Source organism: Musicola paradisiaca NCPPB 2511 (genome assembly GCF_000400505.1).
Classification (GTDB): domain Bacteria; phylum Pseudomonadota; class Gammaproteobacteria; order Enterobacterales; family Enterobacteriaceae; genus Musicola; species Musicola paradisiaca.
In genome coordinates, this window is the sequence record NZ_CM001857.1 from 3,676,822 (window position 1) to 3,690,519 (window position 13,698).

Consider the following 13,698-nt stretch of genomic DNA (forward strand, 5'->3'; position numbering starts at 1 on the left):
CCGGAACAGATTCAACTGATGGCGACCGGGAAGATGGCGCCCAACATCATCGCCCCCAGAATCGCACCGCCGGTAATCGGCTTGCTCCAGAGGTAGAACAGCAATGCGCCGGCCAACGATCCCAGCCCGATGGGGATCGACGCCGACATGGCCGACAGGATGATCAACGGCCCCAGAAAACGGCCGGAAGCGTTGCCCGCGCCCATCATCACATCGGCACCGTAGGTGGAATCGCTCTGGTTGACGGTAAACTTGCGCGCCAGAATGATGACGTAACCAATCGCCAGCCCCAGCACCAGACCGGTCAGCAATGATGCGGCAAAGTTCGCCACCGGGAATACGATGCCGGCGCCCAATAGCAACGCCGGTACGCCCAGCCCGACGCCGGTCTGGATCGCGCCGCCGATATCCAGAATACCCACCAGCGACCCTTCGATGATGCGGGCAAACAGGAAGCTGGCGCCGAACGCCGCCACCGCGCCGTACACGCCGGTGGAAATGCCGGATCGCAGCATGGATACGAACGCCACTTCGTTAAACGCACCGATGCCGTACAGGTAGTACATGTGCGTTCCGGCGAACACGCCGGCCGACAGCAACCCGACAAAAATCGGGAACGACCAGTCGGCGTACCAGAAACCTTTTTTCGTCTCGTCCATTGTCTCGCTCCTGTTACTTGCCGCTGAGGGCGTTGTGGATCAGCGTCATCCAGTCCGGAATGCCCAACTGGAACGACTGCAGCAGTTTCATATCAAAGCCGCGGAAGAAACCGCTCAGCACGAACAGCAGCACGATGGACGCCATCATCACCTTGGTGACTTTGTTCCAGCCGCTCTCTTCCACGCCCTTGCCGATCAGAATGCCCAGTACCAGCCCCGGTACGGCGTTGCCCATAATCAACTGCGCCAATCCGCCGAAAATGGTGGCCCAGAACCCGGATTTTTTGCCCGCATCGATAGCGGCCAGCCAGAAAATCACCGGCATCACGGTGTTCACCAGCAGGTTGGCGGCGGGTACCAGCACTTTCACCGCCGTCACCTGCAACGCTGCGGGTACGGCGGAGGCGGTGGAGTTCAGAAACGCCACCACCACCATGCCGACGATGCCGCAGGCGATGGCCATTTTTTTCGGGTCGTGCAGCGTCTCGGCGACGTTGCGGTTTTTCATCATCAGTGCTGCTGCGCCCCAGTTCGGCAGAATGCGGTGATCCACATCCTGCGTGAAGGAACCCGCCGCCACCGACGATGCCCAGGCATTGAAGAAAAACCCGAGCCCGAATGAGAAATGGGAAGCCGGATCGCCCTCGCAGGAGTTAAGCTCCCCCAAGGTGCGAAACGCCCCCATGCCTTGCGTGACCGGCGCATGAAACATGCGGGCGGCACCTGCGCCGACCCCTACGCCAACCAATCCCCCGATGATTAACGACTTCAACAAAATTATTAAAAACATCTGTTTTTCCTTTCGTTTTATCGCCCCACATTGTTATGCCCGTTCCGCAGTGCGGAAACGCGCGCTATTCCGTCGTCGTGAACGTCACACTCTGGGTGTTGATAGCGGTCACGCTGACGGTGATTTCCAGCTCAACCCGGTAGTACCGACGTTGCCGCGCCAGAAAAAAGAACAGAAATTTTTCGTTTTTACCTGTTCCTGGGCTCGAAGCACCTTCACGTCCTGGGGCTCAATACGCAGCAGCACCTTATCGGTGGCGCGCAGAAGCGTGCTTTGCACCCGGCTAAGCGCGTCGGAAAACGCTTTGGCCTTGCTGTCGCCGCTGCCGCTGACGTGTACGGTGGTCGTGAATTGCTCTTTCATGGTTAGCCGCCGTATTTCCGATTCCAGGCCTGCACCAGCTTTTCCCCCAGTTCTTCTTTGTCCATAAAGCCGAAGCCCAACACCAGCGCCCCCTCGTTGATGGCGGTCACGCCTTCTTCAATCGAACGCATCCCGTGTTTGGCCTTGTAGCCGTACTTGTTCTGCGCGGTGATGGCGCCTGCGCCGCCGCTGCCGCAAAAGGAGATACCGAAGTCCGCGCCTTCCGCCTTCATCACATCCCCCAGCTTCATGTCCGCCGCCACGCCCGGCACGACAACGGCACGGCCGCCGGCACGTTCCACGCCTGCGGCAACCTTCTGCCCTTTCCCCAACCGATCGCCTATCACTACCGTTACCATGCTTCGCCCCTTGTTTTATTCATGTCGACACATTGACGGCTCAGGCGCCGCCCTCCGACGCTCCGTTTTCTTTCGCGACTTCAAAATGCACCGAAAGCAGCCAGCTTTCCTCCACCGGCAGATTGCCGAACAAATCCACCACCTGCTGCGCCAGTTGCATCGAACTGTCTGAAATTTCTTCAAACAGTGATTCCTCCACCTCCGGCAGCGGCTCCCCCGTCAGCGAACGTCGAGCCATCGCCCGGACATGCGACAGCAGCATCTGTTGCTGCACCCCGTTAGGAGTAATCGCTCTGGCGGCGAACAGACCGCCGATTTGCGCCATCACGCGATCGGCCAATTGTTGAATCGCCTCAGGGCTTACTGCCGCGTTGACCGTTACCGCTCCGTTACTCACCTTGTTGCTCCTGTTTCCTGTTACGGATATATGTCAGCCATTCGTGTTGTTCAGAAAGTAATGCCGCCCCGGCACGATGTGTAGACACACTTTTTCCGCTTCAAAGTGGAAATATTTTTTCACCACCAGATCCGCGGAAATAACCACGCAGCGAGAAGAATGCTCAGGGAGAAATAGCGAATAAATAACAGAATGTTACGCTCATCGGTTTTATTTCCTCGTCGCCGAAGAAATGAGAAATGCTTATAGCAAAAAATGACGACACATAAGAAAAAACAATGAAAAACAGTAAGTTTACGGACACGCATGCCAGTTCTGGTCTTTGAAAACAGGAGATATTCATTCTGCGAAGAACATCACAAAGCCTAAGATGAACAGCGACGGCCATGCCGTTTAAATAATAATCCGCCGACAGGAATGGAATATTTTATCGCACCCGCGAAGCAGCAATATGTTTAACCCATCATTCGTGCTTACCCAATGAAACGCCTCATCGGAATAAGCGTTTATTGGGAGCAGTGATCTCCCCCAAATAATCCGCGTCTTTCACAACGCACCTGCGGCCTGAGGTTTGACGGGTATACCCTAAATAATTCAGGTTGCAGGAAGGCGGCAAGCGCGCGAATCCCGATGAGCTTACTCCAGCCAGTGATTCGGGTGAGCAAACGCCGCCAACGCACCTGCAGCCTGAGGTTTGATGGGTATACCCTAAATAATTCAGGTTGCAGGAAGGCGGCAAGCGCGCGAATCCCGATGAGCTTACTCCAGTCAGTGATTCGGGTGAGCAAACGCCGCCAACGCACCTGCAGCCTGAGGTTTGACGGGTATACCCTAAATAATTCGGGTTGCAGGAAGGCGGCAAGCGCACGAATCCCGATGAGCTTACTCCAGTCAGTGATTCGGGTGAGCAAACGCCGCCAACGCACCTGCAGCCTGAAGTATGACGGGTATACGGGTTATAAGGCAGACAAGAATGACATAACCCCCCGCTGGCGACAGCCTGCGCATATCGTTATCATCCTAATCGATAATGAGAAACACCGCCGGTTGACCTGCCGACCGCACCGCAAAAAAACTGAGGACGTTATGACCATCCAGCGCTATCCACACCTCGCCCATTGGGGGGCATTCACTGCCGTCGTCGAGGACGGCCGTCTGATTCGCTGCGAGCCTTTCGCTGACGACCCGGATCCGTCGCCGATGTTGGAGTCGATTGTGCCGCTGGTCTACAACGAGAAACGCATCCACCGCCCGGCGGTACGCCGCTCTTGGCTGGAAAAACGGGAGCATAGCGATCGCAGCCTGCGCGGCAAGGAACCTTTTGTGGAGGTGTCTTGGGATACCGCGCTGGATCTGGTGGCGCAGGAAAACCGCCGCGTCCGCGAACTGTACGGCGCCGACGGCCTGTTCGCCGGTTCCTACGGTTGGTCTTCCGCCGGCCGTTTCCATCATGCCCGCTCGCAGGTGCGTCGCTTCTATTTTTCCGGCGGCGGCGCCGTTGACCAGACCGGCAATTACAGCTGGGGCGCGGCGCAGTTTTTTCTGCCTTATGTCATCGGCACCTTTCACCCGCTGACGGGCAAAGTGACCGAGTGGCGCAGTGTGGCCGAACACTGTCAATTGTTTATCGCTTTTGGCGGGCTGGCGCTGAAAAATGCGCAGGTCGCCTCCGGCGGCGCCGGCCATCATTCGCTAAAACCGGCGCTGGAAAGGCTGGTGGCGCGCCATATTCCGGTCATCAACATCAGCCCGATGCGCGATGACTGTCCGGCATTCGTCGATGCCGAATGGATCCCGATTCGCCCCAACACCGATGTGGCGCTGATGCTGGCGCTGGCTTACGAAATCCAGCGTTTGGCAGCGGAAGACCGGGATTTTCTGGCGCGACACTGCGTCGGCTATCCGCAACTGCGCGACTACCTCAACGGCCGCAGCGACGGCATCGCCAAAACGCCGGCGTGGGCCAGCGCTATTACCGGCATTCCGCAGGCGCGTATCGAGCGGCTGGCCCGCCAGTTGATCGGCGTGCGCAGTTTCATCACCTGTGCTTACTCGGTGCAACGCGCCCATCGCGGCGAGCAGCCCTACTGGATGATGATCGCGTTGTCCGCCATGCTGGGACAGGTGGGGCTACCGGGCGGCGGTTTCTCTTTCGGCCACGGCTCGATGAACAGCGTCGGTAACGAGCGTATGGCCGCGCCCGCGCCTACGTCGCCGTCGGCGCCGAACCCTGGGCAGGCCATTCCGGTGGCGCGTATCGCCGATATGCTGCTGCGCCCCGGCGAACCCTACACCTTCTGCGGCGAGACCCGTACTTATCCCGACATCCACTTGATCCACTGGGCTGGCGGAAACCCGTTCCATCATCACCAACAGCTCAACCGGCTGGTGGAGGGCTGGCGGCGACCAGATACCGTGGTGGTGCAGGATATCGTCTGGACAGCGGCGGCGCAGATGGCGGATATCGTCTTGCCCGCCACCACCTCGTTGGAACGCAACGATCTGGGCGGTTCTTCCCGCGATCGCTTCATTTTCGCCATGCATCAGGCGATTGCGCCGCAACATCAGGCGCGCAACGACTACGACATTTTCAGCGAGCTGGCGGAACGCCTCGGCTATGGCCGCGATTTCACGCAGGGGCGTGGTGAGCGCCAATGGCTGGAGACGCTGTATGATGATTGCCGTAAGCGTCAAGGTGCGGCGGGGGGAAACTGGCCGGATTTCGACGGCTTCTGGCAGCAGGGATACGTGGAGATCCCGATGGACGAGGCGCCATTCGTGTTCTTCGAGTCATTTCGGCAGGATCCGCAATCGCACCCATTACAAACGCCGAGCGGCAAAATCGAGCTGTTCAGCGATACCATCGCCGGGTATGGCTACACCGATTTCGCGCCGCACCCGCAATGGCAACCGCCGGTGGAATGGCTGGGCGCTCCGGGCGTGAGCGAATGGCCGCTGCACTTTATTTCCATCCAGCCCGCCGACCGGCTGCACAGCCAGTTGGGCAGTACGCCGCAGGTGGCGGCCAATAAAACCGCCGGGCACGAAACCCTCTACATGCACCCGCAGGACGCACAGACACGCGGTATTGCCGACGGCAGCCGGGTGGAGGTGCGCAATAACCGCGGCCGGATTTACGCCGGCGTGCAGATTACCGACGGCGTCGCGCCGGGCGTGGTGATCATGGCCACCGGCGCTTGGTTCAATCCTGGGTTTGGTCAGACGGAATGGCTCGAGGTCGAGCAATCCGGCAATGCCAACGTGTTGACGCGGGATATGGGCAGTTCGCCGCTGACGCAGGGGCCGAACGCCATGAGTTGTCTGGTGGAGGTTATTGCGGCCTGATGCGGCCTAACCAACCGCGCTGTACAGATACCGATCTGTACGATACTGATCTGTACAATACTGATCTGTAAAATAAAAAAACGCCGGGGAAACGCCTTTTTCTGGAGGCTTTTTCCCCGGCGTATCAGCAATACCTTCGCGCTAAAGCACGCGGCAGTATCCGATAGAACGAGCGGTTAGTGGGCGGCGTTTTTATCCTGACGGGACAATCGGTCGAGATAGCCCATAACGAACGCCGACAGCACAAACGTCAGATGGATAATCACATACCACATCAGCTTGTTATCCGGAACGTTTTTGGCATCCATAAAGACCCGCAGCAGATGGATGGAGGAAATGGCGACAATCGACGCCGCGACTTTGTTTTTCAGCGAACCGGAGTCGACTTTGCCCAACCAGTTGAGTTTTTCCTTGTCCTCACCGATATCCAGCGCCGACACAAAGTTCTCATAACCGGAGAACATCACCATCACCAGCAGGCCGCCGACCAGCGTCATATCCACCATCGAAAGCAGCATCAGGATCAGGTCGGACTCGGCGATGGAAAACACATTCGGCAATACCAGCCAGATCTCTTCAAAAAACTTGATCGCCAACGCTATCAAGCCCAGCGATAAACCAAGATAAACCGGCGCTAATACCCAGCGAGCCGCATACATCGTATTTTCAAGGAAACGTTCCATAACACTCACAAAACCTGGGGAGAAGGGCAGCATCATAGCGAAAAATGCTAATCGGGTGTTATCAATTTATAAAATTCGACATCACAATGATTTAAAAGAAAATAATCATAAAAATCACCGTTTTTACCTCCGGCTTTCGGTGCATTGACTGAGGCCGGCGCCGCCTCTCCGGCTCACTCACACCGTTACATCTCAACACGGGGTTCAGGCGCGAACCGGCACGCAATATTCCACCGCCATCAGCAGATTTCAGGTCGGTATCAAGAGACCAAGGGAGCACGGTGATTGGGCAATAATTGCTGTTCAATGCGAATACGCTCAACGCGCTAAACGGCAGAAGCAGGGGAAAAGCAGGAAGGAAAAACGTTCATCAGAAATATGCCCCGTTACCGGGGCATATCCATAGAGACTGTCATCGCTGGCATCAGATAGGATTCACGTTCCCTGTATTTTCACACAACCGGAAATACAAGCATCCTTTCTTGGGCTCCCTGGTGTTAGGGGATGACAGTGCTCCGTTAATCAAAATGAAGAAAAACCGCGCCTGCCGTGAAGCATCCGCCTTTCAGTGCACGGCTGGGCATTCCGTTTCGGGGTGCTTTTCTGTCGGTTTTCAAGCCCCGGAAAATGCCGGTACTTCCCGGTCAGGCGCAAAAAGAACGCTTTGTTTATTCATTATTAATGTGATGGGTTTGTATCAAAACTCATCACAGTGCCTAAACGGTATATCAACGCAAATGTTTAAGTCAACACATTAATATACATAAAATTTCATTTAGTGTTTCCTTTTAGAGATCCAAGTAACAGCCGTCATAAACAAATTAATAACACTTACCTTTTATTGATTGTTCACGCTTTTTTTACCTGAGGAAGGTGTTCGCCGCATCGCATAAATTCATACTTAAAAAGGTACATGACGCCAACATTTGCGCTTAAGATGGTCGCGTCTGGGAACGTGTCTTGAAAGGGATGAACATGAAAACATCAAATGCTCAGCGTAAAATTAATATCATTAAAAATATTGAATACCTGATGCGTACCCGGGGTGAAACCAAGGCGTCATTTTCCAACCGAACCGGCGTTACCCGCACAACAATCTATAAAATTCTGGATGGGCGAGTTAATCGGGTTCAACAGGCAACGATTAATCGCATTTCCGATTTTTTCGGCGTGTCCTGCGAAGAAATTGAAGATTATGATTTGGAAAGGGTTGAACAACTCAACAATACCCTGTCTTTTGAAGGCAATAAGAATCCGTCCGCGATCCCCATCATCCCCCAATCCGATCTGCTGTCGACGCTACGCTGCAAAATAGGCCAGTTGGCCGTGCAGTACCCGCTCACCTATTTCTTCGGCGAAGAGTCCAACATGGTGGCGGTCAAAATCGAATCCCCGATCGGAACCGGTTTTTCACCCGGCTCCGTCCTGGTTATCCGTCGCCCACCCGCGTTGGTGATGAATACGCCGATGCTGTGTTATTCCGAGAAGACAGGCTTTATCGTCGAGCATCCCGACCCGTTCTCTATGACCGACAGGAAAAGAACGACCGGATTCACCCTGCTCGGTTATATCATTGAGGAAAGGCTTTAAATGGATTCGAACAAGAAATTCAAACTGTTAGGGTTCAATCACAGCGGGGAGCTCTCCGCCAATGTCATGGTGTTGTCCACCGGCAAAACCATCAATATGAACCTCAAGGAACTGGTGGACAGCGAAATATCCGATGATCTCAGCCGGCATGAACTCAATGCGCTTTATAAAAAGCTCTATTCCGGCAAGGAGATCACCACGGCCTATGAAATCGCCGATCGCAACGAGCGCTCCTGGTATGCCTATTTACTGATCAGCGTGGCGCTAAGCGTCATCTATATTTTTTCCAACATCGCCGGCAGCAAGCCTATTTTCGTCCCCTGGCTGAATATGGTGGTTCCGACCGCGATATTTATCTATCCGCTGACCTTCATACTTGTCGATATTCTCAATGAATTCTATGGGTTACGTCTTGCCCGCCGCACCATTTTCATTGCGTTCTTCTCCAATCTGTTCTTTGTGCTCAGCCTGTGGTGCACCAGCCTTACCCCCAGCCTGCCGGAATGGGAATTCGGGAAAACCTATAACGGTATCGTCGAAAGCATCATGTCCGTGCTGGTCGCCTCCTCGTTGGCCTACCTGATTTCAGAAAACATCAATGCCTGGGTGCTGCATAAAATCAAGATCCTGACCAAGTCGCGCTACCTGTTCATTCGTGTGATCACCAGCACCGTCACCGCCTCGGCGGTCGACAGCGTTATCTTCTGCACCGTGGCGTTCTATAATGTGCTGAGCGTTGACGTCATCAAGGTGATGATTATGTCGCAACTGCTGATCAAAGTGGTCTACGCGGTGCTGGGCGTCGGCCCCATCTACGGTACACGGAGACTGTTCAGAACTTATATCAATGCCATACCAGCAAGGAACTGAGTGATATGCACATTACCGAAAACGACCACATTACCCATTTAGGCGTCCGCTCCAGCTACCCGGATCACTACGCGCCGGAACTGTTGGAGGCGCTGCCCCGTTCCCGCGGGCGCGATCTGATCGGGGTCGACGGCGCGTCGCTGCCGTTTTCCGGCTATGATCTCTGGACCGGTTTTGAACTGTCCTGGCTGAATCACAAAGGCAAACCGCTGGTGGGCATCGCCGAGTTCACCATTCCCGCCAGTTCCGAGAACCTGATTGAATCCAAATCCTTCAAGCTGTATCTGAACAGCTTCAACCAGACCCGGTTTCGTGATGCAGGTGAAGTGCACGCCACACTGATCAAGGATCTGTCCGCCGCCGCTAACGGTGATGTCGGCGTTACGCTCTATCCCGGCCTGGCAGGCTACCCCGCTGGAACCGATGCCCTGCCCGGCATCAACATCGACGAGTTGGATATCGACGTTAACAACTACGATTTCAACCCGGACTACCTGCAACATGCCATTGCCGAAAAGGCGCCGCTTGTCGCGGAAACGTTGTGTTCAAACCTGCTGAAATCAAACTGTCTGGTGACTCACCAGCCGGACTGGGGCAGCGTGCTGATCCGCTACGAAGGGCGTCAGATCGATCGTGAAGCGCTGTTGCGTTATCTCATCTCGTTCCGCCAGCACAACGAGTTCCACGAGCAGTGCGTCGAGCGCATCTTCAGCGACATCAAATGTTACTGCCAGCCGGAAAAACTCTCCGTTTTCGCCCGTTATACCCGCCGCGGCGGGTTGGATATCAATCCGTTCCGCAGTGATTTCGAAACCACGGCCGCCGTGGGCCGGCTGGTGCGTCAGTAATCCAGTCATCCGAATCCATTCAGTCATCAGCGCCAGGTTCAGCGCTGATGACGGGCAAGTGCGTTTTGAGCCAGCCGATAAACGCGGTAATACGCGCCGGAACATGACGACGATGTTGATAAACCGCATACACATCTGCACCGGGGATCGTATATTCCGTCAATAACCCGACCAGTTCCCCTCGCGCCAGCCAGGGGCTGACATCCCAGTGGGAACGCAGAATAATGCCGTGCCCATCTCGCGCATAGCGCATGATCACCTCACCATCGTTGCTGGAAAGATTGCCGAACGCCCGGTGGGTATATTCCTGACCATCGCGATAAAACCGCCACAGACCATAATCGCTCTCATATTGTCTCAATATCAGGCAGTTATGATTGGCCAGATCCGTCACATTGAGGGGAATGCCCGCCCGCGCCAAATAGGCCGGCGCCGCGCAGAGTACCCGCGGATTTTTCATCAAACGGTGGGCCACCAGCCGTGAATCCGGCGGCTCGCCGAACCGGATATCAATATCCACGGCGCTGTCCGGCATATTGAGCGGCTGGCTGGTCAGTTGTAGCTGGATATCCAGATCAGGATGTTGCAACGAAAAGGAGGAGATCAACGGGGCAATATAGCGTCGGCCGAATCCAAAGGATGCATTGATCGTTAGCCGACCGCGCAGTGCCAACTGGTTGCGCCGCACCACACCTTCCAGCGCCTCAATCTCATTCAGGATGGGCAACGCGCCTGCCGCATATAACTGACCTTCCGACGTCAGATCCAACCGTCGGGTGGTACGCCGGATCAACTGCACGCCCAACCGTTGTTCCAACTGGGTCAGGCGTTTGCTCACTGCCGGCAGCGAAAGCCCCTGTTCGCGCGCAACAGCGGTCAGGCTGCCCAATGCGGCGATACGGCTGAAAAACAGCAAGTCGTCGGTTGCGCTCATCGATTATTCTCTTTTATTCAATAATGGATTAACGAAAAGCCAAATTGTTCACAAGGAATAGAGTAAATACACTCTCGATTAACCCAGTGCAACCCGACAAGGAACTACCATGTCTCAATCGACGTACAGAATTGCGGTTATTCCCGGCGACGGAATTGGTAAGGAAGTGATGCCGGAAGGCGTGCGCGTCATGAACCGGGCCGCCGACCTGTTTGGCTTTGACCTCCAGTGGGAGTGGTTCGATTTCGCCAGCGCCGACTATTACCTCAAGCACGGAAAAATGATGCCGGACAACTGGTTTTCCCTGCTGAAAGGCTTTGACGCCCTCTACTTCGGCGCGGTGGGCTGGCCGGAAGTCGTGCCGGATCACATCTCACTATGGCAATCGCTGCTGCTGTTCCGCCGCGAGTTCGATCAATACGTCAACCTGCGCCCCTGCCGCCTGATGCCCGGCGTCAAAGCGCCGCTGGCCGGACGCCAACCCGGCGATATCGATTTTTACATCGTGCGGGAAAACACCGAGGGGGAATACTCCAGCGTAGGCGGCACCATGTTTGCGGGTACCGACCGGGAAGTTGTGATTCAGGAAACGGTCATGACCCGGGTCGGCGTCGACCGGATCCTGAAATTTGCTTACGACCTGGCGATGCGACGTCCGAAGAAACACTTAACGTCAGCAACCAAATCCAACGGCATCGCCATTACCATGCCTTATTGGGACAGCCGCGTCGCAGAAATGGGCAAACAATACCCGGCGGTAAAAGTCGACAAGTATCACATCGATATCCTGACCGCCAATTTTGTGCTGCACCCTGATTGGTTTGACGTGGTCGTCGCCAGCAACCTGTTCGGCGACATTCTTTCCGATCTCGGCCCGGCCTGTACCGGCACCATCGGCATCGCGCCGTCCGCCAATATCAACCCCGATCGCACCTTCCCCAGCCTGTTCGAACCGGTACACGGCTCCGCGCCGGATATCGCCGGGAAAGGCATCGCCAACCCGATCGGCCAGATCTGGTGCGGCGCCATGATGCTGGAGCACCTCGGCCATGACGACGCCGGTGCCGCCGTACTCAGAGCCATTGAAACCGTGCTGGCCAACGGGCCGGAACATGCGCCGCTCACGCGGGATCTGGGAGGGAAAGGCAATACCGAGTCGCTGGGTAAAGCGGTTGCCGCTGCGCTGACTCGTTGAGGGTTATCAAGAAACAACAAAAAAGGCCGCAGTATCACTGGCGGCCTTTTCTTCTTTTCAGCAATCTCTTCCGCTGAAGCAATTAATGCATGGCTCCCGGCGGGATGTCTTTATATGCATTGATATAAGCACGGAAGATTTTTTTCAGTAACTTACGCACGGTGTTCACCTTGACTGTGTGGGAAATGTAAAACATCTGGTAAAAGATTGTACGTTTTGTTGAATCGCAGCACAACCTTTTTGTGACCCAAATCACAAAATAATCGCATCTGCGCCAGAACCTGTTTCTTGGAGGGACGAGGGGATGCGCTAACGTCGCCAACCGAAAAAGCATGAAGAATCAGAATCCAGTTATGCTTTGATATATAAAATTATTTCTCGCCCCGAACAAAAACAGCCATACTGAGGGGTGACTAATACTTAGCTGACTAAACAACTACCTGCTCTATGGAAACCTGGAAACTCAACCTCTACTCTGCCTGGCTGGGATGCTTTCTCACTGGGATGGGTATGAGTCAGATCTTGCCGTTCCTGCCGCTGTATATCGAACATCTGGGCGTACAGGATCACGCCGCGCTGAATCTCTGGTCTGGGCTCATTTTCAGTTCCGCCTTTATGGTTTCCGCACTGGTCGCGCCGATATGGGGCAAACTGGCGGATCGCAAAGGGCGCAAGCTGATGCTGCTGCGCGCCGCACTGGGCATGTCGTTGATCATGGCGCTGCAAGGCCTGGCCACCAACGTCTGGCAGCTGTTTTTACTGCGCGCGCTCATGGGGCTGACGTCCGGTTATATCCCCAACGCGATGGCGTTGATCGCCTCGCAGGTGCCGAGAAGCCGCAGCGGCTGGGCGCTGGGAACGCTTTCCACCGGGCAGGTGGCAGGCGTGCTGCTCGGACCGTTACTGGGAGGATTTCTGGCGGATCACATCGGTCTGCGCATGGTCTTCTTTATCACTTCCGGCATGTTGTTCGCCTGCTTTCTTGTCACCCGCTTCGCCATCAAGGAAAACATACTGCCCACCAGCAAAAAAGATCAGTTAAGCGGCAAAGAAGTCATGGCGGCGCTGCCTTATCCTTTCATTATCATCAGCCTGTGCCTGACAACCCTGATGATCCAGGCGGCCAATGGATCCATCAACCCGATTCTGGCGCTGTTCGTCCGCGAGATCACGCCGGATACCAACAACATCGCCTTTATCAGCGGCATCATTGCGGCGGTGCCCGGTATCTCGGCGCTACTTTCCGCGCCGCGCCTCGGCAGGCTGGGGGATCGTATCGGTTCACAGCGGGTGCTGATCGTGGCGCTGTTCCTGTGCGCGCTGTTGTTCTTCCTGATGTCCGCCGTACAGAGTTCGGTTCAACTTGGCGTGCTGCGTTTCGCACTCGGGTTTGCCGATGGCGCACTGATGCCTGCGGTACAAGCCTTGCTGGTGAAATACAGCAGCCAGCAGGTAACGGGGCGCGTATTCGGTTACAACCAGTCCTGCATGTATCTTGGCAACGTGTTTGGCCCGCTGCTCGGCTCCGGCATTTCCGCCACGCTGGGCTATCGCTGGGTATTCCTGGTGACGGCATTGCTGGTGCTGATCAACGCCATCCAGCTGATGACCAGCTTCGCCAAGCTGCCGAAAAAAACGCCGACGACATAGTCCGGGCCGGTTAGC

At 55.5% G+C, this 13,698-nt stretch carries 14 protein-coding genes; 6 read left to right on the forward strand and 8 right to left on the reverse strand.

Going from position 1 to position 13,698, the window contains the following annotated elements; translation table 11 throughout:
• Positions 1-11: 11 nt before the first annotated feature.
• From DPA2511_RS16185 to DPA2511_RS16205, 5 genes are all read right to left on the reverse strand, one after another.
• Positions 12-659, reverse strand: a complete 648-nt coding sequence (locus DPA2511_RS16185) for a DUF4310 family protein (RefSeq protein ID WP_015854819.1) — start codon at positions 657-659, stop codon at positions 12-14.
• Between the two features lie 13 nt (positions 660-672).
• Positions 673-1,449, reverse strand: a complete 777-nt coding sequence (locus DPA2511_RS16190; RefSeq protein WP_015854820.1) for a DUF4311 domain-containing protein — start codon at positions 1,447-1,449, stop codon at positions 673-675.
• A 108-nt stretch (positions 1,450-1,557) separates the two neighbouring features.
• Positions 1,558-1,812 (reverse strand): DUF4312 family protein, encoded by a 255-nt coding sequence (locus DPA2511_RS22000; RefSeq protein WP_404821605.1) that lies wholly within the window; start codon positions 1,810-1,812, stop codon positions 1,558-1,560.
• A gap of 2 nt (positions 1,813-1,814) precedes the next feature.
• Entirely contained in the window at positions 1,815-2,171 is a 357-nt protein-coding gene (locus tag DPA2511_RS16200; RefSeq protein ID WP_015854822.1) for an SFCGS family glycine-rich protein, read from the reverse strand.
• A gap of 40 nt (positions 2,172-2,211) precedes the next feature.
• Entirely contained in the window at positions 2,212-2,568 is a 357-nt protein-coding gene (locus DPA2511_RS16205; protein ID WP_015854823.1) for a glycine dehydrogenase, read from the reverse strand.
• A 1,086-nt stretch (positions 2,569-3,654) separates the two neighbouring features.
• Between DPA2511_RS16205 and DPA2511_RS16215 the strand changes: the two genes are divergently transcribed.
• Complete coding sequence (locus tag DPA2511_RS16215) at positions 3,655-5,913, forward strand: molybdopterin-dependent oxidoreductase (protein ID WP_015854824.1); 2,259 nt, start codon at positions 3,655-3,657, stop codon at positions 5,911-5,913.
• Between the two features lie 176 nt (positions 5,914-6,089).
• Here the strand turns inward: DPA2511_RS16215 and DPA2511_RS16220 are convergent, their stop codons facing one another.
• Positions 6,090-6,596, reverse strand: a complete 507-nt coding sequence (locus tag DPA2511_RS16220) for a TIGR00645 family protein (RefSeq protein ID WP_015854825.1) — start codon at positions 6,594-6,596, stop codon at positions 6,090-6,092.
• A gap of 975 nt (positions 6,597-7,571) precedes the next feature.
• Between DPA2511_RS16220 and DPA2511_RS16225 the strand changes: the two genes are divergently transcribed.
• The 3 genes from DPA2511_RS16225 to queF are packed head-to-tail and all read left to right on the forward strand — an operon-like array spanning position 7,572 to position 9,904.
• Positions 7,572-8,186, forward strand: a complete 615-nt coding sequence (locus tag DPA2511_RS16225; protein WP_015854826.1) for a helix-turn-helix domain-containing protein — start codon at positions 7,572-7,574, stop codon at positions 8,184-8,186.
• Complete coding sequence (locus DPA2511_RS16230; RefSeq protein ID WP_015854827.1) at positions 8,187-9,056, forward strand: queuosine precursor transporter; 870 nt, start codon at positions 8,187-8,189, stop codon at positions 9,054-9,056.
• A 5-nt stretch (positions 9,057-9,061) separates the two neighbouring features.
• Positions 9,062-9,904, forward strand: a complete 843-nt coding sequence (gene queF / locus DPA2511_RS16235; RefSeq protein ID WP_015854828.1) for an NADPH-dependent 7-cyano-7-deazaguanine reductase QueF — start codon at positions 9,062-9,064, stop codon at positions 9,902-9,904.
• Positions 9,905-9,923: 19 nt separating this feature from the next.
• On the opposite strand, the gene DPA2511_RS16240 is transcribed toward queF, so the two are convergent.
• On the reverse strand, positions 9,924-10,838 hold the full coding sequence (locus DPA2511_RS16240) for a LysR family transcriptional regulator (RefSeq protein ID WP_015854829.1): 915 nt from the start codon (positions 10,836-10,838) through the stop codon (positions 9,924-9,926).
• A 109-nt stretch (positions 10,839-10,947) separates the two neighbouring features.
• On the opposite strand from DPA2511_RS16240, the gene DPA2511_RS16245 reads away from it, so the two are divergent.
• Complete coding sequence (locus tag DPA2511_RS16245; protein WP_015854830.1) at positions 10,948-12,033, forward strand: tartrate dehydrogenase; 1,086 nt, start codon at positions 10,948-10,950, stop codon at positions 12,031-12,033.
• A gap of 82 nt (positions 12,034-12,115) precedes the next feature.
• On the opposite strand, the gene azuC is transcribed toward DPA2511_RS16245, so the two are convergent.
• Entirely contained in the window at positions 12,116-12,367 is a 252-nt protein-coding gene (gene azuC / locus DPA2511_RS24285) for a stress response protein AzuC (protein ID WP_153247110.1), read from the reverse strand.
• Positions 12,368-12,480: 113 nt separating this feature from the next.
• Here azuC and DPA2511_RS16250 point away from each other — a divergent pair, with 113 nt between their 5' ends.
• Entirely contained in the window at positions 12,481-13,683 is a 1,203-nt protein-coding gene (locus tag DPA2511_RS16250; RefSeq protein WP_015854831.1) for a multidrug efflux MFS transporter, read from the forward strand.
• Positions 13,684-13,698 lie beyond the last annotated feature (15 nt).